At 63.1% G+C, this 24,958-nt stretch carries 30 protein-coding genes; 24 read left to right on the top strand and 6 right to left on the bottom strand.

All coding sequences use genetic code 11. The features are described 5' to 3' along the window. Positions 1 to 262: 262 nt before the first annotated feature. From ABSY17_RS14905 to ABSY17_RS14885, 5 genes are all read right to left on the bottom strand, one after another. The gene (locus ABSY17_RS14905) at positions 263 to 1,129 is read right to left on the bottom strand and encodes a DUF932 domain-containing protein (RefSeq protein WP_378952129.1); all 867 of its coding nucleotides are present in this window, start codon (positions 1,127 to 1,129) and stop codon (positions 263 to 265) included. A 134-nt stretch (positions 1,130 to 1,263) separates the two neighbouring features. Further along, positions 1,264 to 1,509 (bottom strand): hypothetical protein, encoded by a 246-nt coding sequence (locus ABSY17_RS14900; protein ID WP_378952127.1) that lies wholly within the window; start codon positions 1,507 to 1,509, stop codon positions 1,264 to 1,266. 2 nt (positions 1,510 to 1,511) lie between these two features. After that, positions 1,512 to 1,766 carry a hypothetical protein gene (locus ABSY17_RS14895; RefSeq protein ID WP_378952124.1) on the bottom strand — a complete coding sequence of 85 codons (255 nt, stop codon included), beginning with the start codon at positions 1,764 to 1,766 and terminating at the stop codon, positions 1,512 to 1,514. A gap of 3 nt (positions 1,767 to 1,769) precedes the next feature. After that, entirely contained in the window at positions 1,770 to 1,994 is a 225-nt protein-coding gene (locus tag ABSY17_RS14890) for a hypothetical protein (RefSeq protein ID WP_378952121.1), read from the bottom strand. A gap of 211 nt (positions 1,995 to 2,205) precedes the next feature. Next, the gene (locus ABSY17_RS14885; RefSeq protein WP_378952118.1) at positions 2,206 to 2,433 is read right to left on the bottom strand and encodes a hypothetical protein; all 228 of its coding nucleotides are present in this window, start codon (positions 2,431 to 2,433) and stop codon (positions 2,206 to 2,208) included. Positions 2,434 to 3,778: 1,345 nt separating this feature from the next. Here ABSY17_RS14885 and ABSY17_RS14880 point away from each other — a divergent pair. The 23 genes from ABSY17_RS14880 (at position 3,779) to ABSY17_RS14770 (ending at position 22,741) form a co-directional block, all read left to right on the top strand. Then, positions 3,779 to 4,183: a group I intron-associated PD-(D/E)XK endonuclease gene (locus ABSY17_RS14880; RefSeq protein ID WP_378952115.1), complete on the top strand. Its 405-nt coding sequence runs from the start codon at positions 3,779 to 3,781 to the stop codon at positions 4,181 to 4,183. A 384-nt stretch (positions 4,184 to 4,567) separates the two neighbouring features. Further along, the gene (locus ABSY17_RS14875) at positions 4,568 to 4,903 is read left to right on the top strand and encodes a hypothetical protein (protein ID WP_378952112.1); all 336 of its coding nucleotides are present in this window, start codon (positions 4,568 to 4,570) and stop codon (positions 4,901 to 4,903) included. Between the two features lie 265 nt (positions 4,904 to 5,168). Next, a complete protein-coding gene (locus ABSY17_RS14870; RefSeq protein ID WP_378952109.1) occupies positions 5,169 to 5,480 on the top strand; it encodes a hypothetical protein in 312 nt (103 codons plus the stop codon). 90 nt (positions 5,481 to 5,570) lie between these two features. Further along, positions 5,571 to 5,696, top strand: a complete 126-nt coding sequence (locus ABSY17_RS14865) for a hypothetical protein (protein WP_378952106.1) — start codon at positions 5,571 to 5,573, stop codon at positions 5,694 to 5,696. Between the two features lie 3 nt (positions 5,697 to 5,699). Further along, complete coding sequence (locus tag ABSY17_RS14860) at positions 5,700 to 6,284, top strand: hypothetical protein (RefSeq protein ID WP_378952103.1); 585 nt, start codon at positions 5,700 to 5,702, stop codon at positions 6,282 to 6,284. Then, positions 6,285 to 6,833 carry a hypothetical protein gene (locus ABSY17_RS14855; RefSeq protein ID WP_378952100.1) on the top strand — a complete coding sequence of 183 codons (549 nt, stop codon included), beginning with the start codon at positions 6,285 to 6,287 and terminating at the stop codon, positions 6,831 to 6,833. After that, on the top strand, positions 6,823 to 8,646 hold the full coding sequence (locus tag ABSY17_RS14850; protein ID WP_378952097.1) for a phage terminase large subunit family protein: 1,824 nt from the start codon (positions 6,823 to 6,825) through the stop codon (positions 8,644 to 8,646). Before ABSY17_RS14855 ends, ABSY17_RS14850 begins: the two co-directional genes overlap by 11 nt. Before the next feature lie 5 nt (positions 8,647 to 8,651). Continuing rightward, a complete protein-coding gene (locus ABSY17_RS14845; protein WP_378952094.1) occupies positions 8,652 to 10,382 on the top strand; it encodes a phage portal protein in 1,731 nt (576 codons plus the stop codon). After that, positions 10,382 to 10,654, top strand: a complete 273-nt coding sequence (locus tag ABSY17_RS14840) for a hypothetical protein (protein WP_378952091.1) — start codon at positions 10,382 to 10,384, stop codon at positions 10,652 to 10,654. The genes ABSY17_RS14845 and ABSY17_RS14840 overlap by 1 nt, the downstream gene beginning before the upstream one ends. 43 nt (positions 10,655 to 10,697) lie before the next feature. Continuing rightward, the gene (locus ABSY17_RS14835) at positions 10,698 to 11,522 is read left to right on the top strand and encodes a S49 family peptidase (RefSeq protein ID WP_378952088.1); all 825 of its coding nucleotides are present in this window, start codon (positions 10,698 to 10,700) and stop codon (positions 11,520 to 11,522) included. Further along, a complete protein-coding gene (locus ABSY17_RS14830) occupies positions 11,515 to 11,898 on the top strand; it encodes a hypothetical protein (RefSeq protein WP_378952085.1) in 384 nt (127 codons plus the stop codon). The genes ABSY17_RS14835 and ABSY17_RS14830 overlap by 8 nt, the downstream gene beginning before the upstream one ends. A 31-nt stretch (positions 11,899 to 11,929) precedes the next feature. After that, positions 11,930 to 12,595, top strand: coding sequence for a head decoration protein (locus ABSY17_RS14825; RefSeq protein WP_378952082.1), 666 nt, complete (start codon positions 11,930 to 11,932; stop codon positions 12,593 to 12,595). 100 nt (positions 12,596 to 12,695) lie between these two features. Beyond that, on the top strand, positions 12,696 to 13,739 hold the full coding sequence (locus tag ABSY17_RS14820) for a major capsid protein (RefSeq protein WP_378952080.1): 1,044 nt from the start codon (positions 12,696 to 12,698) through the stop codon (positions 13,737 to 13,739). A 16-nt stretch (positions 13,740 to 13,755) separates the two neighbouring features. Next, positions 13,756 to 14,160 (top strand): hypothetical protein, encoded by a 405-nt coding sequence (locus ABSY17_RS14815; RefSeq protein ID WP_378952078.1) that lies wholly within the window; start codon positions 13,756 to 13,758, stop codon positions 14,158 to 14,160. Then, on the top strand, positions 14,157 to 14,948 hold the full coding sequence (locus ABSY17_RS14810) for a hypothetical protein (protein ID WP_378952076.1): 792 nt from the start codon (positions 14,157 to 14,159) through the stop codon (positions 14,946 to 14,948). The genes ABSY17_RS14815 and ABSY17_RS14810 overlap by 4 nt, the downstream gene beginning before the upstream one ends. Beyond that, positions 14,945 to 15,505, top strand: coding sequence for a phage baseplate assembly protein V (locus tag ABSY17_RS14805; RefSeq protein ID WP_195432393.1), 561 nt, complete (start codon positions 14,945 to 14,947; stop codon positions 15,503 to 15,505). The genes ABSY17_RS14810 and ABSY17_RS14805 overlap by 4 nt, the downstream gene beginning before the upstream one ends. Further along, complete coding sequence (locus tag ABSY17_RS14800) at positions 15,502 to 15,684, top strand: hypothetical protein (RefSeq protein ID WP_378952074.1); 183 nt, start codon at positions 15,502 to 15,504, stop codon at positions 15,682 to 15,684. The genes ABSY17_RS14805 and ABSY17_RS14800 overlap by 4 nt, the downstream gene beginning before the upstream one ends. 1 nt (position 15,685) lies before the next feature. Continuing rightward, positions 15,686 to 16,066: a GPW/gp25 family protein gene (locus tag ABSY17_RS14795; protein WP_378952072.1), complete on the top strand. Its 381-nt coding sequence runs from the start codon at positions 15,686 to 15,688 to the stop codon at positions 16,064 to 16,066. A gap of 13 nt (positions 16,067 to 16,079) precedes the next feature. Then, positions 16,080 to 16,916, top strand: a complete 837-nt coding sequence (locus tag ABSY17_RS14790; RefSeq protein ID WP_378952070.1) for a baseplate J/gp47 family protein — start codon at positions 16,080 to 16,082, stop codon at positions 16,914 to 16,916. Further along, positions 16,916 to 18,055: a phage tail protein gene (locus ABSY17_RS14785; protein WP_378952068.1), complete on the top strand. Its 1,140-nt coding sequence runs from the start codon at positions 16,916 to 16,918 to the stop codon at positions 18,053 to 18,055. Before ABSY17_RS14790 ends, ABSY17_RS14785 begins: the two co-directional genes overlap by 1 nt. Next, positions 18,055 to 21,240: a DUF4815 domain-containing protein gene (locus ABSY17_RS14780; RefSeq protein WP_378952066.1), complete on the top strand. Its 3,186-nt coding sequence runs from the start codon at positions 18,055 to 18,057 to the stop codon at positions 21,238 to 21,240. Before ABSY17_RS14785 ends, ABSY17_RS14780 begins: the two co-directional genes overlap by 1 nt. Positions 21,241 to 21,251: 11 nt before the next feature. Next, complete coding sequence (locus ABSY17_RS14775; protein ID WP_378952064.1) at positions 21,252 to 22,217, top strand: hypothetical protein; 966 nt, start codon at positions 21,252 to 21,254, stop codon at positions 22,215 to 22,217. Then, complete coding sequence (locus ABSY17_RS14770) at positions 22,214 to 22,741, top strand: DUF4376 domain-containing protein (RefSeq protein WP_378952061.1); 528 nt, start codon at positions 22,214 to 22,216, stop codon at positions 22,739 to 22,741. Before ABSY17_RS14775 ends, ABSY17_RS14770 begins: the two co-directional genes overlap by 4 nt. Here the strand turns inward: ABSY17_RS14770 and ABSY17_RS14765 are convergent. Beyond that, positions 22,738 to 23,295, bottom strand: coding sequence for a CatB-related O-acetyltransferase (locus ABSY17_RS14765; protein ID WP_378952058.1), 558 nt, complete (start codon positions 23,293 to 23,295; stop codon positions 22,738 to 22,740). The two genes, ABSY17_RS14770 and ABSY17_RS14765, sit on opposite strands and share 4 nt — an antisense overlap. Positions 23,296 to 23,444: 149 nt before the next feature. On the opposite strand from ABSY17_RS14765, the gene ABSY17_RS14760 reads away from it, so the two are divergent. Then, on the top strand, positions 23,445 to 24,941 hold the full coding sequence (locus tag ABSY17_RS14760) for a phage tail protein (protein WP_378952055.1): 1,497 nt from the start codon (positions 23,445 to 23,447) through the stop codon (positions 24,939 to 24,941). Positions 24,942 to 24,958 lie beyond the last annotated feature (17 nt).

Genomic DNA, 24,958 nt, shown 5'->3' with positions numbered 1-24,958 from the left:
GATAGCCAGGTCTTCGCGGCTCGGTGACCATTTGGGCGCAACGAAAAGCTCTTGCTTCGGTGCCCAGATGAAGCCGGCAGCCCTCACGCGGGCGTAAGTCTCGGCATCGAGGCGTTGCGATGGGTAAAGCCGCAGCTTGTTATCCTCGGGGCTATAGGTGGCGTCGATCTGCATTGCTGGAATCCTTCCGGATGGCGCGCGGGGCGCTTCGAAACTGAAATGAGGTGTGGCGGGGCGTGCTTGGCCGCCCCGCATTGGTTGGCTAGGCGGCGGCGCGGATGCCCTTGAGCTGCGCCATTTTCTCGGTCAGCACCCAAAGCGCCTTATTCAGCTTGATATCCTGATCAATTCCGTTGACGGCGCGGGTGGAAACCCGGCGGCGGCGGTTGTTGGCGTCGCGCGTTACGCCGTGCAGACCGCCCCGGATGATGTTTTCTTGTGCCACGTTGTACGTGGTCCACAAATCCTCGCCACGGTCATCGAAGCGGCGCGGGATGAGCAATTGCGTGGGCTGAATCGGGGTATTGGTTTCGCCTTCAGCATCGCCGAAGCGGATGAGGTGCGCGGCCTCGGCGAACGCGGCCCGTTCGTCTCTGTCAAGCTTGACCGTGCCCCAGTCCTGCGGTGCGGCCAGCGTCTTTTCGGCCTCGCCAAGAACGCGATACGTGCCCTCGATGACCTTGGCACCGACATCGCCGGAATGCCGCACCTTCACACTGTCGAGCGTGGCAGTCTGCGCCACCATCGAATTCAGGCAGCGGATGCGGAAAAGGCCGGCCATCAGGTCATAGGCGCTGGTGCCGTCGTTGGCATTCTTCAGCAGGATTTCACAGACGGTATCACCGACGCTGTAGGCGTTGACGTTGTCCATGCGCCGCAGGCGGATCAGATGCTTAGTGAAATCGGCCTTGCCCTCGATCCTGGTGCGGGACTGCTTAGCACCCACGGGCATGAAGCCTTCGGCCATCAGGCCGCGCAGCACGTCGATTGTCGGAATCGGCATGAAGCGTTCTGACCGGCTTTCGTGCGCAGTGGTGGCGAAGATGGACGGCGCGACGCGGCGCAACTCGTCTTCGGTCATCGCGCGGCCGGAATGATCAAAGCGGGCGGTGCTGGTGTAAACGGTCATGGGTCTTTCCTCTTGATTGCGCACAATCGCGCGTTGCGGCCATGGGCCATCAGGGCGGCGCGCACGCCGACCGAAAAGCTAATGGAAGCTAATGGGCGAGGGGAGAGGCGCGGCCCGTAAGCCGCGCCGTGGTCTTAGGTGAGCTTGATCAGCGCCGCGAGCGCGCCGACGCCAACGACCATCAGGCCGCCAAGCCGCACCGTGACCATAAGCGCGTTGCGCTCGATCAGGTGCTTTAGTTCGGCAATATCTGCCTTTGTGGCGAGTTCGGGCATGAGGTAATCCCGCGCGGCTTCTGCGTGCGCCTCTGCCTGCTTTGCCGAGACACCGGCGGCGGTGAGGCGCTTCGAATAGCCAAGCGTATCATATGCAACGGCCATGGTCAGCGGCCTTTCACGTGTGGCGTGCGATAGGGCGCACCGCCGAGCATTTCCATAATGGCGTTGTAATCGTCGCCGTTCGGTGCGAGCTGCAGCCGGTTCAACTCGGCATCGTAACGGCTGGCGTTGGCTATCCCGTCCGGAGCGTCGACGGGCTTGGACACGTGGCCAGATACCCGACACGAATGCGCGTCGTCGCTGAAATCATGATAGCCGCCCGCACAGTCGAGCATGTCGGATTTGTTGAAAGTCGGCATGGCCTATACCTCCGGGTCTTCTGCCGCTTCCATGTCGTGCATGTCAGCGGAGAGCTTGGCGAAGTGCCCGGCATCCTCAACGCCGCATTCTCGGCGCGCGAGATGGAGCAAATCGGTTATCAGGTCCTTTATGTCCGTTTGCATGTCGCCGTCGGCATCGTGAGCGGCACGGAAAGCTTCGAGCGCATTTGCGGCCCATGCGGCGCGGTCAGCATTGGTAACGGTCATTGTAGACCTCACATTTCCAGCCAAGCGCGCTTGGCGGCGCGGGCGTTGCGGCGCATGTCGCGGCGCACCTTGCCCTGTGGGCTGTTGGCAAACGTTTCGCGACGGGCGGGCTTTTCGGTCTTGAACATGGTTTTCACCTTTCGATTGCGCACGATTGCGCGGGCTGGACTAGCGTCCACCAAACCGCCCGCATGGGGCGGAAAGGTCGAGGCTAGGCCCTCACGTCTGCGAAGCGGGCATCGCGGCGCTTGGCGGCTACGGCAGCTTCCGGCGACGTGTAGACCACGCCGCAGCAGTGCAAACCGTCCTGGCGCTGCCAGCGATAGCGCGTCACACGCAGGCCGTTGCGCTTGGTCATGAAGGGCTTCACGAAGGCCAGCACCGGGCCAGCCCAAGGGTCAAGGTAGAGAGCCGAAGGGGAGTTGTGGGCGGTTGTCATCGTCTTACCACTCCCCATAGACGCGGCCAGCCTCAAGCCAGCAATCAACCCACTCAACGCGATAGTTGGGCGTGCGGACACGGACTTGAACGGTTGCCACGCCGTCAACGTCAATGGAGCGGGCATAAGTCGCCACTCCCTGCGTAATCTTCGCGGCATGGGCCATAGCGGTTTCAAGGGTGAGGAGAGCGTTTGTCATCTGGTCAGGTCTCTTTGTTGCTCACGATTAAGCACAAAACGAATATGGCATATCGCGCGGGTGTCTGCAACAGAAAAGCGGTTATAAAACCGCTCATATGCACTTTTTCCCGGTTTTCATACTGGCCGCGTGTGCCGTGATCTGGGCGAACTCACGCCCTCAACCGTGCGGAATCATGCCCAAAAACGGACTCGTAGGCCGCTTTGACGAAGCGAGCACTTTCACCGCATAAAGCCGCTCATACCCGATAGCTTAGGACACGTGAGCACGGCGGCAGGAACGCCCCGGCCCGGTGCCGTTCGCCATCTCGTCGGGCTTGCACCTTTCGTCAAATCGGTCGGGTGAGCTGGCCCGCGCCTCACGTGCTGCACGTCACGCCCTGCACTCGATGCCAACGCCATGGCCATGCGGTCGCGTGCATCGGGTGCGCTGGCGCTGGCCTTGCCCCGTGCCATGCGTGCGGCCTGCCTGCCGTGCCCCATGCTGGCCACCACGCCGAGACCTGGCCCCACGTGCCAGCCGCTCGACGACGCGCGCCGCCATAGATGGCCGCCAGCGCGCGCCCCGTGCCGCTGGCCTCCGTGCTCGTCGCGTGGTGCTCGTGCCCTCTGGCGTGCCTGCCTGCCACCGCCACAAAGGCTTTAGGGACCGTATCGAGAGGGCGAGGCCCGCGGGGCGCAGCACCGCGGATAAAAGCTGACCTTATTCTTCTAAGGGCGGTTCTTCCCCTGGGCCGAAATCCGTCAAGCAAAATCGGGCCGGTACAGGAACTGGGGAAAGAAATTTCGTGATCGGGATTTCGGACAGCAGCCGGACAGGAGCCGGACCAGAGGCGACATTCGGTGAATGGCCGAAAATCGACGACGGGTTGTTACAATCTGTGAGGTGACGAAAACGGTGCCGAAAAGGCATGTTTTCGCGACCTCCCTCGCATAGCGCTACATCCTGAAAGACCGAGCCAGGAGGCGGGCCGCGATGAGCGGACCGCGCCCTACGGGAGACGTCCTCTCCTTCGTATGAATTCTTAAATACAAGAGATTGGCCCGCCGTCATGTGAGGCGAGGTGCGAGCCCTCGGCCCCATCATCGGGGACACAGCAGGCGCATTAACAGGGCGGGCCAGCCCATTTCGCAGGGTAGAGCAGTGGTGTCGAAGCCGGCCAATACCAAGACCATTGGCGAGCGCACCGAGGCGATCGTGCTGGCTCACCTATTGCGCGCGGGCGCGGTCGTGCTGATGCCGTTCGGCGACAACCAGCGGTATGACCTGGTGATCGATCGGCAGGACGGCACTTTTGAGCGGGTGCAGTGCAAGACGGGGCAGCTGAAGAACGGCTGCGTCATGTTCTGGGCCTGCAGCACCAACGGGTTCACGCACAGCAAGAAGGGGTACGCCGGGCAGGCCGACGTCTTCATGGTCTACTGCCCGGACACCGACAAGATCTATCGCGTGCCCGTTTCCGAGGTGGGTGAGACCAACGTGAACCTGCGGGTGGAGCCCGCGAAGGTGAATTTGCCATCCATAAGATGGGCGAGGGATTACGAGATGTAGGTCGTCGGTTCAAATCCGACCCCTGCAACCAATCAGGACGGCGGGCGCTCGATACACTGAGGCGCGAACGCGGGCGAGAAACGGCAGAGAAAACGGTCCTAGGCAACCGTCCGGCTGAGCCCCGATTAAGTTCCGGGGCCAACACTGAAACGGGGCGCTGCCATTAGCCGGAGACGTGCCGGCCCGTCCTGAATTCATGTAGCCCCTTCCTCCAGGGAAGAGAGAACGTCGGACGGACGAGGCTATGGCCCGTGAGGTGATAGGCAGGGAGTGGTAGGAACTGCTTCCATTTTGGAAGTGGTTCACGTTGAACCACCGAAGCCGCCGCCAAGCCGGGGTGGGAAGCGAGCGGTCTAGACGTTCCGCCAATTTTTAGGAGTTGCGATGTTCGAGATTGGTCAACGTGTCGTTTGCGTCAAGCCCGCCGAGAATGTCTGGTTCCCCGGTCTCCCGGTAGAATTGCGCCCCGAACACGTCCCGGTCACCGGCGGCATCTACACGATCAGGGACATCCTGATGGGGAGCCCGGAGCCGGGCGGCCCGCACTGGACCAAGGCTCCCGGCCTAATCGGCTTGGTGTTCGAAGAAATCGTCAACGCGAAGCGGTTCACGACGAACGGACCGAATACCGAGCAGGCGTTCCACGACATCGACTTCATGCCACTCGACGATGGCGAAGAGCAGGAATTGCTCAGTGACATGGAGCTCGCGGTGAGATGAACGCCTTCTGGATGACGGCCGGCGCCGTTGCAGTCGGCGGCGTGGTCGCTGGCGTCGCCCTGGCGGCCGCCGCGTTCGCCGCCTTCAGCTGGCTGTTTTAACCCGACGCGTGACGACGCACAGGGGTCCGAGCCGAGAGGCGGTCAGGTCTGCAACGGACTGAAAGAAGTGCAGGCGGGGTGCCGGTGCCCCTCACTAGAAGCCGGACAGTTCCCAGCCGCGGGGGATGCGCCGTGGCACTTCCTCGAACCCAGGAGAACTGCACATGCGATTATCCCGCATGCTCTTCGGACTACCGTTAGCCGGCCTGCTCATTGCGGCCGCGCTCACGTTTCTGTCGCCAGCGCCATCGGTCGATCTGTCGATCGCATCCGGCGGCATCTCCTACCAGGTGCCGGAATACGCGCTGGTCAATGCCATCCTCCCGGCGGATCCGGCGCTCACTGCCGAAGCCGCGATCGACAAACCGCGCGATGCTCATCGCCACGTCTATGTCGTCGCGAACCGTCCGCTTGCAGCCTGGCGCATCGCCGCCGACACGACGTTTATGCTCATCGATCCGCATATCGCGGTCTGAGCCCCATAGTCGACCTCGACCCCATCGCGGGGTCGGAGTTTTCCGGCAGGTCGCTACGGCGGACTTCCAGAGAACCCCGTAGGAGCCGGAATGTATCTTCGAATTGGCGGTTTCGCCGCGCGGACCATCCTGGCTGAGGCCTACCCATCCCTCTATGCGCTCTACTCGGCCGGCTGGCGCGCTGGTTTCATGGTCAACGGCCTCCGCCAGAGCTGAAGCATGAAAATCAAGGCCGAGTTCCATCAGGATGCGGAGATCTTCCGATTCCTGAAGAAGCTCGATGGCCCTGAGATCCGCCATGCGGCTGCGCTCGGGTTGAACGAACATGCCGGCGAGCAGCGCCGGCAGTCGATCGTCCGTATCTCGGCCACCACCGGCGTACCTTCGGGGCGTGTCGGGGGCAAGACGCGCGTCATTAAGGCCTCAGCCGGCCCAGTCATGTCGGCGTCGGTAGAAACGTCGGACGTCGCGATTCCTCTGTCCGAGTACGGTAACCCAAACTGGGTTCGTGACCTCAACCCGATGGCCGACGGCAAGCGCGGCGGCGCCGTGAGCAGTATGCGCGGGGTCGAGGCAACCGGATGGAACGTCCGGCGCCAATTCCCGCATTCGTTCATGGCCGGCGGCCAGGTCGTCGTTCGCAAGAGTTCGAGCAGGTATCCCTTGAAAGTGCTCTCCATGGCGGTCCTGGCCAACGAATTGGCTAAGCCGACGCGCCCGAACGTGCCTGAAGCGGCGAAATTCGCCGCCCTCGACCTCGAGCGGCGCGTAGTCCGGCACGTCATCCGCACTCTCGGGGCGTAAATGGCCAAAAAAGCCCGCGTGAGCGGTCCGGTCGGGGGCGACTGGATCCCTGCGACCTGTTCGAAGGCCGATTTGGCCGTTCTTTTGGGCATTTCGACGAGGGCGATCACCGATTGGGACCAGAAGGGCGTGCTCGTACGCGCCACAGCGCGCGGCCGGTACCAGACGACGCCTTCGATCCACGGTTACCTAAAGGCGCTGCGCGACCAGGCCGGCGGCCGGGCGTCGTCGACGGGCAAATCACTCGCCGACGAGCGTGCTGAGACCGAAAAGGTCGGTCGCGAGATACAGAAGCTCAAGCTGGCCCAGATGAAGGGCGAGGTGATGACCCTCGCCGAGATCGACGCGAGCTGGTCGGCCTTCGCGTCGGCTGTGAAGCAGATGGTCTTGACCATCCCGGGCAAGGCGCGGTCCACGATCCCGCACCTGACCGCGCATGACGCGGAAGTGCTGAAGAAAATGTGCCGCGACATGCTGATGGACTTGGCCGAGGAGGTCGAGACCGTCGTCATATCCGGCGATCCTAAGGCGATTACCGATGACGACTAGCGCCATCGGCCGCCTTTTCGGCTCGGTCGCCAAGGCGCTGCGGCCGCCGCCGGTGCTGTCCTACTCGGAGTGGGCGACGCAGCATTTTCGCCTTAGCGCGACGTCGTCGGCAGCGCCAGGCCGTTTCAGGCCGTGGAAGTTCCAGCGCGGTATCCTGGATGCCATGGGCGACCCGCTTATCGAGCGGGTTTCGGTGATCAAATCGGCCCGAACCGGCTACACGGTCAGCCTGGTGGCTACGGTCGGTGCATTTGCAGTCAACGACCCGTGCCCGATCATTCTGTTGATGCCGACGGACGACGACGCCCGCGGCATTGCAGTCGACGAGATCGACCCGGCGTTTCGGGAGACCCCGTCGCTTCGGGAGGTGATGCAGATCGGCCGTTTCGACGGCCGCAACACCCTGACGCAACGCATGCTGCGTGGCGGTGGTTCGCTGAAGATCCTGTCGGCCATGGCGCCGCGTAATCTTCGCCGCCACACCGCCAAGGTGCTGCTGTGCGACGAGGTTGACGGCATGCGGATCACCCCAGAGGGTGACCCGCTCAAGCTTGCCGAGATGCGCACGACGTCGTTCGCCGATCGCAAGATCGTGGCGGGCTCGACTCCGACTGATGATGCGACCTCGATCATCATCAAGCGGTACGAGGAATCGGACAAGCGGGTTTTCGAGATCCCTTGCATCCACTGCGACACGCCGTTCGAACTGCTCTGGGAGCACCTCGACTGGAAGCCGGGGCAACCGGAAACGGTTGTTTGCATGTGCCCGCACTGTGGCACGGAAATCGAAGAGCGGTACAAGCCGCAGATGGTTGAGGCTGGCGAGTGGCGCGCCACCGCGCCGCACGTCAAGGGGCATGCTGGCTTCCGCCTCAACGCGCTCATTTCGCAATTTGCGAACGCGGCCTGGCCAAAGCTGGTCGAAGAATACGAAAAGGCCCAGAAGGCTGGCGCCTCCGCCATGCAGGTGTTTTACAACACTGTGCTAGGCAAGGTGTGGTCGACGTCGATCGACTACGTCAGCGAAAACCAGCTTCTGGCCCGCTGCGAGGACTTTGGTCTCGAATGGGACCACGCCAAGTCGAAGTGGCGCGAAGACGTGCCGGAGGAGGTGGCCTACATCACCGCCGGCGTGGACGTTCAGCCGGACCGCCTCGAGGTCACGCTCGTCGGCTGGTCCCGCGACCACCGCTGGATCCTGGGCCATCAGATCATCCGCGGCTCGGCCTTGCTGCAGACGACGTGGGACGAACTCGACGCCCTCTTGTCGACCACCTGGCGGCATCCGCTGGGCGGCACGATCGGCGTCGAAGCAGCATGCGTCGACTCCGGCGACGGCAACATGACCCAGCGGGTCTATGACTACTGCGAGAAGGTGCAGGGCCGCCGCATCGTCGCCATCAAGGGTGACGACGGTCCTCGTCCAGTCCTACAGGCCAGCCGCACCAAGCGGCGCAACCGCACGGCAACGCTGTACATCGTCGGCGTCGACCAAGTGAAGACCGACATTCTCGTCTCGCTCTCGCTCGAGAAGACGGAACAGCAGGCCTTCCGGTTCTCGAACGTGCTGACCGAGGACTATTTCGTGCAGCTGACCGCCGAGCGGCGAGAGCTGAAATACAAGGCCGGCCGTCCGGAAATCGTCTTCACCCGCCTCGGCAACCGTCGGGCGGAGGCGCTGGACTGTGCCGTCTATGGCATCGCGGCCAAGCAATTGTGCCGTTTCGACTTCGATCGCCGCTACGCAGATCTGAAGGGCAAGCCGATCCAACGGCCGAGCCTGAAGGATAGCGTCAAGCGCCTTCACGGTTAGGGTTCATGAAAGCTCCATCGTTCATCAGTCGCCTGTTCGGTGGGGCGGCCGGCGGAGCTACGCGCTCGGCCACCCCGAGGGCGGCCTACTTTCACGGCGAGAAGAACCGATTCACCTTCGGGTGGAACCCAACTCTCCGCGACCGTCAGGCGGACGTGCAGGCGTCGTGGGAAAAGGCCGCAGCGCGCGCCATCTCGGCGATCCAGAACTCCGGCTTCATGACCGGCATCGTCGAGGTCTCGTCGGGCGCCGTCGTTGGCGCCGGCCTGCGCATGGCATCGCGCCCGGATGCGGATTCGCTGGGTTGGAAGCCAGAATACGCAGCCAAGTGGTCGCGCAAGGTCGAGAGCAGGTTCCGGGCCTGGGCGAAGAAGCCGATGGCCTGCGACGCTGCCGGCCAGATGACGTTCGGCCAGCAGCAGCAGGCGGCCTACGCCTCGTATATGGCCTACGGCGAGATCCTCGGCCTCCTGCCGATGATCAAGCGGCGGAACACCCGGTCGTTGACGAAGGTGCTCCTGCTGCCGCCGACGCGCCTGGTCAACTCCACCGACATGACCTCGGCGATGGTGCAGGGTGTGCGCGTCGACGAGTGGGGCATGCCGGTCGGCTACCGCCTGCGCAAACGCGCGCCCGATGGTGGATGGAAAGAGGTCGACTACGCGGCAGCCGATGCCGACGGCCGGCCGAACATCATCCATATCAAGGATCCGGCGATCGCGACGACGCGTGGCATCAGCCCGTTCGCGCCCGTCCTGAAGGTTCACCGCCAGGTGGACCAGTATATGGACGCCAATCTGACGTCGGCGCTGATCCAGACAATTTTCGCCGCCACAGTCCGGACCAACATCAGCGGGCCGGCCGCTTTCGACGGCCTGATCACGCAGAACGAGAAGGGCGGCCCGGATCTTGCCGGCTTCGCGGCTTCGAAAGGCGAGTGGTACGACGGCGCCTCGATCGACCTGTCGCAGCACGGTCGCATTGCCCACCTGTTCCCGGGCGACGAGCTCGAGTTCACCGAGGCCAAGCAGCCGGGGCAGCAGCTCGACCACTTCCTTGGCTGGTTGCACCGCGAAATCGCCCGCGGCGCCGGCGTCACATATGAGAACGCTACCGGCGACTATCGCGGGGCGACCTATTCGTCGGTGCGCATGGCGGGCGCCATCGAATGGCTGACGGTCATGCGCCGGCGGAACAACATTATCGTTCCGTTCTGCGACGCGGTGTTCGAGTGGTGGCTCGACGAAGAGATCGCCACCGGGCGGATCGAGTTCCCGGGCGGATACGAGAAGTTCCTTGAGTTGAAGGAATTCGCGGTTCGCGCAACCTGGACTGGCCCGGCCAAGCCGCAGGCGGACGACTTCAAGACTGCGCGCGCCTACCAGGTTCGCAAGGAGATGCAGGCGACCACCCTCGCTGAGATTGCCGAAGAATACGGCAACGATTGGGATGATGACGCGCGTCAGCGCGCGGCCGAGAACGCGCTTCACGACGAACTTGGCCTCCCGCGTCCTTGGGCTCCCAGCGACATTCTGCAGGTTGATGGAGGCCAGGAGGTGGCCCTCAAGGATGCAGGCAACGACGGCTCCGGCGAGAAGAAGGATGGCAAGCGACCTGAACCGAAGCGCTCCGGGCCGCGAAACCCAGCCGAGAAAGACCCGGCAGACGCAACAGATCCTGAAAAGGAGCTGCAGGCGGAGGATCCGGAGCTCGAACTGCAGATGGAGGCCGGGTGATGGCGATCAACTTCGATGCGATTTTCGGTGTCGAGGAATACGACCCCTGCGTCGCCCTGAGGGCGTTGCGGCCGGCCTACATGAAGCTGTCGGTTGGCCAAGGCGTGGCCAACGTCACCTTCCGTGACCGCAAGGTGGAATTCCATCGTGCCGATTTCGGGGCCTTCGGCGCCTTGATCGCTCAGCTCGAGTCGGAATGCGCCACGAAGCAGGGGCGCGGCGCCAGGCGCTTCGCCATCACAGCCGGCTATCGCCGCGACAACGGGTGCTGACATGAGAGCATACGATGCGGCAATGGCCGCCTCCTGGGCGATGTTGCCGGAGGCGGTCGAGCAGGTGCTCGAGGTGGCGGCGCGGGAGAACGACCCAACGCCGGAGGCTCTTGAGGCCTATCGGGCGGCCCGGGCCGATAATGGCGAGCGTTTGAGCATCCGCGGCAACGTCGGGATCCTCGACGCCAAGGGGCCGATGTTCAAGCGCGCCAACTTGATGACGGCGTTCTCTGGAGCGACTTCATACGAGGTGCTCAGGCGAGACCTTCAGATCGCGCTCGACACCACGTCGATCCAGGCGATCATGCTGCGCGTCGACAGCCCCGGCGGCGAAGTCAGCGCATGCGACGAGCTCGCGGCCGCCATCTACCAGGCGCGCCAGCAGAAGCCGATCGCCGCATACATCAGCGGGCAGGGCGCCTCGGCCGCCTACTGGCTCGCCTCGGCGACCGATAAGATCACGGTCAGCGACGTCGCTGCGGTCGGCTCGATCGGCGTCGTCCTCGGAGTCACCGACCGTCGCAAGGCAGATGACCGGAATGGCATCAGCCGGACCGAGTTCGTTTCGTCCCAGTCTCCTGACAAGAGACCAGACCACGCGACCGATGCCGGAAAGGCAAAGATCCAGAAGCTCGTCGACGACCTCGGCGCCGTGTTCGTCAGCGCGGTGGCCAAGCACCGCGGCGTCTCGGCAGAGCATGTCGTCCAGAAATTCGGGGCAGGCGGCCTCGAAATCGGTGCGAATGCCGTCGCCCTCGGGATGGCCGACGAGGTCGGCCAGTTCGAAGCGGCGCTCGCGCGCCTGTCCCTGCGCGGGAAAAACCGCGCTTTCATCGCAAGTCAAAAGAGGATTTTTGGACATGCCTGACCCGGAAAATGAGGACTTCGCCGCGGTGACCGCTGCTGCGATCCAGAAAGCGCAGGGCGATGAGCGCAAGCGCATCACTGCGATCAACGGCGCCGAGGGCGCTCAGCTTCATCCGAAGCTGGCTCAGGCCCTCATCGACAACAACGTGTCGGCGGACGTGGCAACGACCTACCTGGCTGCCGCGCTCGAGGGCACGAACGCAGCCGTCGCCGCTGCCAAGCCGCAGGAGACGCAGCCGCAGCGCGAGGAAAAGCACGTGCAGAAGAAGACCCAGGCCGGCGCGCTCGGCCTGGGCTCCCCCGAAACGACCGACAAACCTTCCGCCTCGGCCGGTTGGGGCAAGGCCGTTTCCAACGCCAACCGCCGCGTCGGCTAAGCCGCCGGCACGACCCTAACGGAGAACCAAAATGGGTACCGTTCTGACCGAAGGCCGTCGCCCCGGCGAGGCCATCATGAGCGAGGCTGAGTTCCATCGCTCGCGCGATAACGTGGTGATCGCGTTTTCGCAGGACATCGAGCCGAACGCGCTCCTTGCCAAGCTGGCCGTTGCCGCCGGCGTCGTCGCATCCCCGTCGGCCAAGGCCGGCAACGCCGGCAACGCGACGATCGCGATGGGCGTAGCGCCTGCGACCACCTCGAAAGTGAAGGATGGTCGCTACAAGGGCATCGCCCAGACGGCCACCACCGCTCGCTGGGAAGACCCATCTGGCAAGGAAATCGGCACGTCCACCCACGGCGCAGAATTCAACAAGGGCGGCGTGAAGTTCACGATCACCGCCGGCGGCACAGCCAACGTGGCGGGCGACGAATTCTATGTCGACGTCGCGGCCGATGCCGAAGACTTCCAGTACGTGGACTTCAACCCGGCTGGCACGGACGGCTCCGAGATCCCCGTCGCCTACTCGATCTACGCAGTGAAGACGCCGGCTGATCAGACCGCCAAGACGGCCGTCATTTCGCGCTCCGCCCAGCTCAACGGAAACTGCATCGCCTGGCCGGATAGCATCACCGCGGCTCAGAAAGCGAACGCCGTCCAGGCGCTCGAGGAGCGGGGCATCATCGTCCGCTACTGAACTGCCGCTGGCGGTTGATCCGCCGGCGGAACCACCGCGGCCTCGCCGCATCGGTCCATCGCCCCGCCATCGTGCGGGGTTTTTTTTATGGGAAAACACAATGTCTGTGCTCGATATCTTCGACCAGGACGCATTTTCGGTCACGACGATGTCCGATGCGATGCGCGAGGTCAAATACGTCCCGGGCTTCATCACCAAGCTCGGCCTGTTCCAGTCCACCTCGATCGACACGCTTGATATCGTGATCGAGAAGGACAAGGAGGAGAACATCTTCATCGTGCCCGCGTCGCCGCGCGGCGGTCCTGGCAAGACCTTCGGCAAAAACCGTCGTTCCATGCGCAAGCTGAGCGTCCCCCACTTCCAGGTGGATGACGCGATCTACGCCGACGAGGTTCAGGGTGTCCGCGCCTTCGGCGACGAGCGCGCTGTCGAGACGTTCCAGGGGCGCATTGCCAATCGCGGCACCGAAGTCAGGCAGTCGTTTGCGTTGACTGAAGAATACCACAAGCTCTGCGTGGTCACGAAGGGGCAGCTGTTGGATGCGGATGGTAGCGTCCTCTACGACTACTACGACGAAATGGACGAATCGCCGGCCGCAATCGTCAACTGGGATCTCGAGGCCGCGAATCCCGGCGAGGGCGACCTCCGTCAGAAAGCCACGGACCTGTCTCGTGCCATGGGCACCGCGCTGGGCGGCCTGCCGTTCAACGGCATTCTCGCCATCGCGGGTGACGAGTACTGGGATCAGCTCGTGAAGCACAAGGAAGTGCGCGAGACCTACAAGGGATACGAGGCCGCCGCCACGCTGCGGAAGGCCACGATCGAGATGAACTCGCAGAGCACTCAGAGCGGCGCCTGGGGTGCCTTCCCGCTCTTCGATATCACGTGGGTCAATTACCGTGGCGGGCTCGATGTCGGCGTTGCGGCGGACGAGGTCAAGTTTGTGCCCCTCGGCGTTCCTGGTCTCTTCCGGTCCGTGTTTGCGCCGGCCGACTACATCGAAACCGTCAACACCATGGGCCTGGAGCTCTACGTCAATCAGTTCCGCATGCAGAACAACAAGGGCATCTCGCTCGAGTATCAGAACAACGTCATCCACTACTGCACGCGGCCCCGCGTGCTAATGCGTGGCGCGGCCGGTTAAGGAGCATCCTCCCAAGATGATCTCCGAGTTCGCGGACCTCGAGAAGCTCGTCTCCGAGGCGGTGGACGATGTGATGGGTGAGCCCACGCGCATCGTTCGCAAGGTCAAGGGCGAGTTCCTCTCGAGGTCCGCGGATGGCAGCCGAGCACCTCTCGACGTGGACGGGGTGGTCGACTTCAACCCGGTTCTGGCGAAGCCCATGGATATGGGCCAGTACGACGGCTACCAGCCGACGACGGCCGCCGACCGGATCCACGTTTCCTATTCCGAGCAGGTTTTCGCCGACGGTAAGTCGGCGTGGCCGAAGGACCAAGACGAGATCCATCTCTTGGCGCCAGAGCGGGCCGGGCAGGCCCTTCGCGTGACGAGGGTGGATCCTGACGGTCTCGGTCGCCTCGTTTGCGTGTGTGTGCCCGCATGAGCCTCATCAGCCTCGCAACCCGCACCGTGCTTCGCCAACTGCTTTTAGGTCGCACATGGGCCGGCGACCTGGTCGTCGACCAGCCTCTGGATCCGATCGCAGAGGTGATGCGGCACGCCACCGGCAAGCCGGCGCCCGTGATCGCAATCTACACGGCCGAAGCCAAGGGCGAGCCTTGCGGACTCGAAACGCAGGGCGGGCCGCAAGCCATCAAGATGATGGTCTACGTCTACCTGCCGCCGTCGCGGATCGATCTCCCCGACGGTGTTAGCCTCGAGATCGACAACGTCGGCTCGGCCCTTGCCCTCAACATCATGGGGCGCCAGGTCGATGCCGCGATGCACTTCGGAAATACTGACTGGATCGCCTTGTGGCGGAAGTTCGTGACCCGCATTGCCGAGAAGACGAGCCGGTTTATCCTCGTGCAGATTGAGCAGGGCGTGCCGATCCCATGCCTCGAGATCCAGTACGAGTTGACGTGTGTGGCCGACGCGGATTTCGGCAAGCCGATCTATGGTGGGTGGCTGAAGCTGGATGCCTTGCTGCGCGCGAAAGGCACTGAGGGTGCGGATCTAGCAGACCTCATCAAGGGATTGATCGAAGGCCCGCAAGGCCTTCCCGATTATGAACAATTCCAGGTCAACTTTGGCCTGTCCGCCTCTGCGGTCGATGCCATCGGCATCGCCCCGGTGCTGGGATCGGCTGACGATGACGGCAACGTGCCACCACTCAACGAAGTTACCGGCGATCCCGAGATTACGGTCGTAGGGCCGAGCGAGGTTCCATGAGCGTTCACAAAGCCTTGCGGTCGATTTTCGAACGACTGCAGGAGCATGAACGCCGCCTTGCCGGATCCAATTGGACCGGCAAGGTTAAAGAGGTCGATCCTGCCAAGAAGTTGGTCCGGATCGTGCTGGGCAAGGACGATGACGGCCATGAGGTGCTGTCGCCCTGGATGCCTTATGCGCAGACGGCCGGAGCCCTCAAGGTTCACAATCCGCCCTCAGTTGGACAGGTGATGACGATCTCGTCCGAGGCCGGCGACCTGGAGCAGGGCCGTGCGCATCCGTTCCATTGGTCAGACGACAATCCGTCGCCGTCGGATTCGGGTGACGAGCACGTGATGACCTTCGGGTCTGTCACGGTAACGCTCACAGCCGGCGGCTTGAAGCTCGAGGTTGGCGGGACCGTGCTTGAGGTCGGCGCGGGCAAGATCGGCATGCTCGCCGACCTTATCGACACGCGGGGCGGTGCCCTGCAGCACAACGACAAGAACGTCGGCAGCACCCACGTCCATGGTGGCGTGATCAAGGGCGGCCAGCACACCGAGGAGCCGGCAGGATGAAGCAGGAATACATCGTCACCGAGCTCGCGGGGAACCACGTGGCAGGCAACAGAAACCCGGGCGCGGGGGCAACCGTCATGCTCACGGCCGAGCAGGCCGAGCACCCCCTTCGCCTGGGACACCTTCAGGATCCGCGCGCCGCGCCGGCGCCAAAGCGTCGCAGCAGCAAGGTGAAATGACGTGGCCGGAGTGGACGCAGATACCGGCCTGGTGCTCGACGGTTTCCCGCACGTCGAGCAGAGCCTCGGCAAGATCTTCACCACTTTTCAGGGCGAGCGCGTCATGCGCGAATGGTTCGGCAACCCAGGGCTAAAGCTCTTGGGCGAAAACGCCACCGAACGTACGGTTCTTCTGTGGTTCAACGTGCTCTGGATGCTGACTGAGCTGTTCGAACCTCGTTTCAAGATACGGCAGTTCGTCCTCAACGACATCAACCGCCTTGGCTTCGGCGATTTCACCATCAACGGGGACTATCGTCCGTTCGGGCACCTCGACTGGCAGCAGACGGCCATGTTCGTGAGCATCGAGGGCGGCTCGGTGATCGTTCGGCCGGGCAACTGAAGGCTCCCTTCCCATGGCAGACCTACCGAAGCCGGCCATCATCGAGGAGCTGGTCTATGAAGCGTTGCTCGACCTGAGGGTCGACAAGACGCAGGAGCTCTTCGCGGCAAAGGGGATCGACTACGACGTCGGCAACCTTGAGACCGATCCGGTGAAGATCCAGATCGAGGAGAACGCCTATCGCGAGGTACTGGTTCGTCGGCGCATCAACGACGCGGTGCTGGCCAATATCCTCGCCTTCGCAATCGACGTCGCGCTCGACCACCTGGCCGGGTTCTACGACGTGGTGCGCATGCCTGGCGAAAAGGATGACCGGCTGCGCCAGCGGGTTCGCCTGGCTATCCAGGGGCGATCGACGGGCGGTACCGAGCCTCGGTATCGCGGCATCGCTATGGCCGTCGACCTGCGGGTCAGGGACACGTCGATCTACACGATCGGCCGCAGCCCGATCATCTACGCGGCCGTCTTCTCCACGGACAACAACGGGGTGGCAGACCCGGATCTTATCGCGCGCGTCGCGGCCGCGCTCAATGATCCGGAAAAGCGGATGGTCAACGACACGATCGTTGTCGAACCGGCTGCCAGGATTGTGGTGAACCCGACGGCAGATGTCTGGCTCTTGCCGGATGCCAACGCCGACGTCCTCACCAAGATCGGTCCCGCGGTCAAGGCAGCGTGGCAGGAGATAATGGCCCTCGGCCGCGATCTGCCGAACGCTTGGCTGACTGCAATGATGATGATCCCGGGCGTCCAGCGGGTGGAAGTGCCCACCCCGGATACAATCGCTTCGTTCCGGGAGGCCATCGCCATCGGCACCGTGTCTGTCACGTTCAAGGGGCGTTCCTACTGATGAAGCAGGTTCTGCTCCCAAAGAACGCCACCAAACTTGAGCGGGCGGTTTCCGAAACCACGGCGCCGACCCAGCAGATACTCGAGGCGGTCGAGGCAATCAGGGTCGCCAAGCACGTCACACGGCCGCCGTCTTTCCTGCCATGGCTGATCGATGAGTGTGGGCTTGAAGAGCTCACGCCGTATTTGCCGAACCTCTACGAGCTGCTCGACGAGGGTGTCGCCTGGCAGCGGATCCGCGGCACGCCTATGGCTGTTGCGAAGGGGCTGGGTTGGCTCGGCTACACTGCGGCGCAAGAGGAAGCTTCGCCAAATCGGCGCTACTGGAACTCGTTCCAGCTCCGATTCCCTTCCTTGCCAGCGAATGACGATCCGGACCTCAGTCGCATCGAAGGCATCTCGACGCTGTCGGTCTCGCGTCGATCGCGTTTCCGCCGTGGCGTCCATCGTTACGACATCAAACCGCTCGAACTTGACTACAGTAGGCTCGACCAAAGCATGCTGGAGTTCGAGAGCGGTGTGGCGGCCACGCCCGGCACCCCATCCTGGCCGGGCCAGCCCGCCATATGGTCGTTCGGCCGTTTGGCCGAATTCGACCACACCTTGTCGCAGGCGGAAGGCGAGGCCATCGGCAACTGGATCGACCCGCCTGTAGGGGGGGGCTCCCTCGCATGGGAAGACATGACCTATCCATGGGAGGAGGCCACCTTCGCTTGGGAGGATTCTCCTGAGGCGCAGCGCCAGGCATTGATGGCCGGGTGGTTTGCCGGGCGGCCGATCTATCTTTGCCTTCGCGCTGCGGGCGGCGCGGTCATCGGATACCGGCTTTGCCGGGCTGTGCGACCTGTTGGTCTTGCACCGGGCGGGGCCTACAGGGTTGGCGGCGCCGCCTACGACCCGTCGCCGTCTGGCACTCGTGTCTACATCGAGGCCATGACCCAGTTTGAGGATGCTGATGACGTTGCAGCGACGTCCATTTCGCTCCTAGTCAATGCCGTTCGCGCGCCCGGTGTGAAGCCCGGCAAGCAATGGCTTACGGCCGCCCAGCTGTCAGGAGGGCAAGAGTTCGCCCAGCGGGCGGTCACCATCCCACTGCGCCGCACGGTGCGGGATCAATTCAAGTTCCTTGTGAGGTTCTGATGTACGAACACAAGAGCGGCCTGCCGCTCGCCTTCAGCCGTGCAGACGGCAGGGGTGAGCAGCAGTCGGTGGTCTTCTATGGCCGGCGCCCGTTCCTACAGGGCGCCGAGCTCAACGACGTGCAGGACATCATCCGCGGCCGCCACGACCGCCTTGGCCGCCTTATCGCCAGTGACGGTGACCGCGTCGAGCGCGCGTCTGCCGTGGTCGACCGCGAGGCGGGCACGGTAACCCTTCAGGACGGCCTAATTTACGTCGAGGGGGACGTCTTTCCTGTTGCGGAGAAGGTGCTCACGCACGTGCCGATGGTCGGTCGCGTCGAGATTGGTGTGCGCGTCACCCGCACCTGGCTGACGGCCGACGATGCGCCAGAACTACGCGGCCTTGTGCCCGGATCCGAAGCTGCGGACGAAGATGGCGCCGCTCGAGAGGTCGTGACCCTCGCATGGGCTGGGGCTGGCGACAGCGGTCAGGGCGAGTTCCATCAGGTCTATCTCCTGCAGGACGGTACTATCCTTGACCAGACGCCGCCGCCGCAGCTTTCTGGTGTTGCGCAGGCCCTTGCTCAGTACGATCGCCCCCATGGCCACTACATCGTGTCGGGTTGCCGCGTTACGGCGCTGGGCGCCAACGCAGGGGATGAGCTCTTCTCGATCGAGCAGGGCGAGGCCAACATCAACGGCTTCAAGATCACGCGTTTCGCGGCTCTACGCCACGCCGAGGCCCGGATCTGGGATGTTGGCGCGGTGCCGGGCGAGACCCACACCTACACTGGTGGCGCCAGTGTTACGATCCAGGTGGCTGCGTTTCCCATCGACACGATTTCGTCGATCCTGTTGACCAAGGAGAAGACGGTCAACGTGACGCGCGGCGCAACCGCGCACGGGATCGATGGGCTCCCCGACACCAGTGTCATCGACCTTATCGAGGTGAAGCAGGGCGCCACGGTCTATGCCAAGGATACGAGCTGGATCCGTACCGGCAACGGCGTTGACTGGGGGCCGGCCGGTCCGGAGCCCGGCGCAGGCCAGACGTATACGGTCAAGTACCGCTATCGCGACAGTGTCGTGGCCACCAGTTTTGACGACAAGAGCATCACCGTTTCGGGCGGCGCCACTGGCGGCGACATCATCGTGTCGTACACCTATAAGCTGCCGCGCATCGACATGCTCTGCCTCCGACAGAACGGCGAAGTCGAATACGTGAAGGGCATCTCGGCGCGCGCCAATCCTGTCAGGCCTGTGCCTCCACTAGACGTGCTGCCGCTCTGTCAGATCAGCAACAACTGGATGGGTACGCCGACGGTTGTCAACGACGGCGTACGCTCGATCGACTACGGCGAGATGTGGCGCTACTTCAACCAGTTGCGCGACCATAGCCGTCTCATCCAGCTCGAGCGATTGAAATCTGGCATCAACGCTCGCGATCCGAACGCCAAGAAGAACATGTTCGTCGATCCAATGATCGACGATAGCTTCCGTGACATCGGGGTGCCTCAGAATGCGGCCGTCGGCGACGGCGTCATGCAGCTGCAGATCACGCCGACGTTCCATTACGCCGCGATGGTCGGGCCGGTAACGCTCGACTGGGTCGAGGAAGTGATCGTCGACCAGGCGCTCAAGACCAACTGCGTCAAGATCAATCCTTACGCCAACTTCCTGCCGTTGCCCGGTTCGCTGGCGCTCACACCCGCGTCGGACTTCTGGACAGTGTCACGCACCGAATGGTTGTCGGAAGAAACGCTCGAGTTCCAGCGCGGCTTCCAGCGTGGCAGGGGACCGCTACAAACTGTCGACGTTCAGGACAGGCTTGTCGACCAGCGCCAGGAGCAGGCGGAATTCCTTCGTGAGATCCTCGTGAGCTTCAAGCTGACTGGTTTCGGTCACGGTGAAGTCCTCGACGTCCTCACCTTCGATAGCGTCAACGTCAAGCCGGTAGGCGTTCTTTCGGGCGACGCCAACGGCGAAATCGCGGGCGCTTTCACAATCCCCGCCAATATTCCCGCGGGAACAAAGACGGTGCGGGCAGAGGGCTTGGGCGGCAGCACCGCCCAGGCCATGTTCACCGGCCAAGGCACGATCGAGATCGATGTCATGCGCCGAACGACGACGATCCGGCGGTGGATCCCGCAACCGCCGCGGCCAGCCGGCGGCGGCGGAAGCGAGAGTGGTTCCGATCCTCAGGCGCAGAACTTCATGTTGCCTGAAGCTCGTCAGCTGCTCGGTATCGATTTCCACCTATGCGCACTCGGCAACCTGTCGAACAACATCCTCGTGCATCAGGTTACCGTCGAAAACGGTATTCCGACCGTCGACGTCATGGCTGAGGCGTTCGTTCCGATGGCCGGGGCCACAGAGGGATGGAAGTCGGCACGATATCCCCTGCCGGTGACCACCCCTGATGACCGGGACCATTCCGCGGTCATCAAGACCGACGACAATGCTCACTCGGTATCGGTCGCTGCTTTGGGTGGGTTCGACATCGATCTGCAGCGAAAGGTGACGGCGCATCCTTACCCGATCGGCCCGCGGCTCGACGGCGTCAATGGTCGCAGTTGGACGGCGCATCAGGGCGAGGCTTTGTCATTCCGCCTGGTGGCTGCGCGCTATCCAGTGACGACCAAGACGGTCAACCTCGGCTCGTTCAACCTTGTCGACTGCAGCGACCTGCAGGTCCGCGCGGCCGTTGAGCTGCCGTCGGCGGCTTGTTCGGTGGTGTTCGAGATAGAGCGCACCAACGGCACGATCTGGCGGCTCCTACCGTTCCAAGTAATGCAGCTCAACGAGTTCATCACCGAGACGGTTCAGCTGCGCGCGGTGCTGAAGGGAACTGAGAAGCTTTCGCCGATCCTCTACGCACCGGTCGAGCTCATCGCCGGCGAGATCGCGACCACGGCTGTCTACATCACCGAGGCGTTCAAGTTCGGGACAGCCATCGACCTGACAGCCTACTTCAAGGCGTACCTGCCTGGCGGGGCGACGGTCACGATCGAGTACGACAAGGCCGACGGGAACTGGCTGGCCTTGCCTCTCATCGACACTGAGCCGCTCGATTTCCCCCAGTGGGTCGAGAGGACCAACGAGGTGACGAACATCACAGCGATCCAGGGGCGCCTCCGGATCACCGCCACCGGCGGGCCGTCCGCGCGCCTTATCGTCGGCGACCTCGGCGCTTCCATCAGGTAAGGATATCGAGAATGGCTGGTGAAACCGAAACCCCAATTTACGGGTTTCCGATTCCGACCCGTGGCCTCGCGCCGAAAGAGTTCGTCGACGAGGCACTCGACAAGATCGCGCTCGCCATTGCGATGGTCGAAACCGTAGTTGTTGGGATCAGCAACCTGGCGGCAAGCAAGGCCAACGCTAGCCACACCCATTCTCTTGCACAGGTCTTGGGTTTGGTCGATGCGCTGGCCGGCAAGATGTCGGCAAGCAAGACCTTCACTCTTGCGGAGTTGATGGACGTCGAGGGCGCTGCCGCGGCCCCGGCGGGTTACGTTCTGGTCAAGTCCGCGACGTCGTGGCAAGTGATGTCGGCAGCGGCGGCGATGGGCAACCATCAGCATGGTGTGGCCGACATCGTTGGTTTTGATTCCGCTGTTACCGCAAAGATCAACGCCCTCATCGCGGGCGCACCGGGCGCGCTCGACACCCTCTACGAGTTGGCCGCCGCACTAGGGAACGATCCGAATTTCGCTACCACCGTAAGCACGGCGCTGGCGGCACGCGCGCTGGCAATTCGATCTGTAGCGGGTGCTGGGTTGGCCTCGGGCGGCGGAGACCTTACCGCGGATCGAACGATCACGGTGACAAAGTCGACGAACCCTCAGGCCGTGGCAGGGATAGATGACACCACTGCCATGACGCCGATCCGGACCAAAGAAGCGTTTGATGCGCGTGCTCTTGGTGCGGGGCAGACATGGCAGAATGTCTCCCGAGCTGCGGGCACTTCATACCAGAACACCACGGGACGCCCGATCCAAGTCGTCATCAATGGCGGCATCACCGGCAACAACAACAGTTTTCAAGTATCGACTGACAATGCTTCATGGGTGGCAGCGGGCACCGTGAATGACTTTGGTATCGTCTACTCAGTCGTCCCTAACGGTCACTACTATCGTCTAGGCGGTGGTTCGTTCAGCTACTGGTCGGAGTTGAGATGATGGCGGAGACCGGCTTCTTCCACCCAGATCGCGGATACTGGCAGGCTATCGATGGCAGCCCGAACGAACTACTGCCCAACTACCCAGAAGGGACTTCGGTTGTCCCCCTGCGCCCAAGCAGTCTGCATGTCCTGCAAGACGGCGAGTGGGTGCTACAGGCAGTACCTCTGACAGAACGCAAAGCGGCTCGTCTCACCTCGTTGGCGGAAAAACGTTGGCAGGTCGAGACAGGCGGGATCGTCGTAGGTGGTACCCGCATAGCCACCGACATCGCAAGCCAAAACCGCATCGGCAATGCCTATGCCGGGGCGCAACGCTTCCCGGACAGGCCAATCGATTTCAACGGCGTAGACGGATGGGTAACGCTCGATCCGGCGAGTATGATCGCAATCGGCGATGCGGTGTATCTGCACGTTCAGGCCTGCTTTTCCCGGCATAAGGCCCTTGCTCTGCAAATCAACGGCGCTGCCGACCAGGCCGCGCTCGACGCCATCGACATCGAGGCCGATTGGCCGGGAAGCTAGCGGCGATACTTGGCGACGAACGCTTCGGCCGGCAGATCAAAGGAGGCTTGCTCTCGAGCGATCATCTCGTCCGGCCAGTCCCACCAGCGAATTGCCTGCATCGCATCAGCGATGTCCTCTGGAAACCTGCGTCTGATGAACTTGGCAGGATTGCCGCCCACGATGGTGTAGGCGGCAACATCCTTGGTGACTATACTACCTGCGGCGACCACTGCACCGTCGCCAATCGTTACGCCAGACATGATGATCGCACGTGCGCCGATCCAAACGTCATTCCCAACCACGATGGGGCCGTTTGTCTGGAGGTATTCATCGATCGCCTGCGTTTTGAAGCGCTTATTCTGAAAAGGGTACGTCGCTGCTGTGTGGGTAGGGTGGTTGCCCTGGCACATGAACAGCACCTCGCGCGCGATAGAACAAAAAGCTCCGATGCTGACCGGTGAGGTGGGGAAGCAGTTATAGAGGCCTTCCTTAGACACACCGTATGTGCCGCGCCCAACCGTTACAGAGGCGGGCATTGCCGAGGGGTCGCGCTTCTTTAGACCGAGCCGCATTCGTAGTTGTCTGAAAGGTGCCATAGCTCGCCCTATCAGCGCACTACTGACAGTTCAACTCTCCGATCCCCACCAGCCCGCCATCTGGCGGGTTTTTTTGTTGCCCTGAGTGACCCTTGGGCAAGGTCGAGTCCCTGAGGAGCCCAGACATGGCCACTGAACTGATCGCAGGTATCAGGCACCTGCGCGACGGAATCGAAGCGCAGGCGGTGCTTGCGGCCGACATGAGCGTTATCGGCATCATCGGCACCGCGCCGAATGCCGACGCCGTAACCTTCCCACTGGACAAGGCGGCGACCTTCTACACGAACGATAAGGCGAAGCTCACGGCGCTCGGCGCTACGGGCACGCTCGTCGATGCGCTGATGGGCATCTCAGCCCAGCTGGGTGTCCGCGCTGCAGCCGCTCGAGTCGTGGTGGTTCGCGTCGAGGACAATGCTCAGGCATCGGCCGTCATCGCCAAGATCATCGGCAGCGAGGCAAATGGAACTGGCGTCTGGGCGCTGCTCGACGCACCGGAGGAGCTCGGGGTCACGCCGCGACTGCTCATCGTGCCTGGCTACACTTCGCAGTCGTCGCAGGGGCTCAAGTTCGGCTCCATCACGGCAGCTGGCAGTGGCGGAGCCAACGGCACCTTCCCGCTGGCCTTCACCGGCGGCACGGGATCTGACGCAGCCGGCACGTTCACGGTCACCGGGGGGGCGCTCACGGCCGTCAACATCACCAGCCCCGGCACGTACACGGTGGCGCCGACGCTGTCGTTCGCCGCTTCCGCCGGCCTCACGGGTGCGACGGCGACGGTCACGCTCGGACAGATCGGCAACGCTGTCTGCGCGATGATGCCGACGATCTGTGCTCGGCTGCAGGCCCACTTCCTCCCGGAAGGGCCGACCAACACACGGCAGGCGGCGATCGACTGGCTTGAGACGCTGCCACGTTCCGAGTGGATCCTTCATCCGCTGCGGCAGGACGTGAAGGTTTCGAACGCCAGTGGCGACGTCGTGACCAAGCCCATGTCTCCCTATGTCATTGCGCTTTATCCGCGCCGCGACGCTGAGCGCGACGGCCGGCCGAGCTTCTCGATCGCCAACCAACAGATCTACGGCATCGTCGGCCTGTCGCCGTCGATCCCGTTCTCGATCACCGACGCGGCGGTCGAGGGGCAGGACGACTTGGCGCTGTCGTTCGGCATTGCATTTCGCGGTGACGCTGGCGTGGCTGGCTCCCTGACCGATGGTGGCTTCACCTTCTGGGGTACCGACACATTGGCGGAACTCGAGGACTGGCGCTTCGCCAACGTGTGCCGCATGCGCACCTACATGGAGCTGATGCAGGTGAGGGCGGTTCGCAACTTCCTCGGCCGCTTCAATCTCACAGTCCAGACGGTCCAGGCTGTCGTCAACACGCTCGACACGCAGCTGCGCGTTCTGAAGGCGGACGGCGACATTCTCGACTACCGGGTCGACTTTGAGCCGGACCGGAACACTCCTGAGGAGCTGCGTCTTGGCAACATCGACCTGACGTTCAAGGCCGAGGAGCCACCTGTCTTCCGCAAGGCCACGATCCGGTCTCGCCGCTATCCCGAGGCGCTGGACGGACTGGTCCGCAACATTTCCCTGCAGCTCGGCAACCTGATCGCGGCCTAAGGCCGCGATCCTTCCAT

It is taken from the genome of Mesorhizobium sp. ANAO-SY3R2, assembly GCF_042466635.1.
Taxonomy (GTDB): Bacteria; Pseudomonadota; Alphaproteobacteria; order Rhizobiales; family Rhizobiaceae; genus Aminobacter.
Note: the sequence above shows the minus strand (reverse complement) of the source record. Positions and strands in the feature narration are given on the sequence as shown.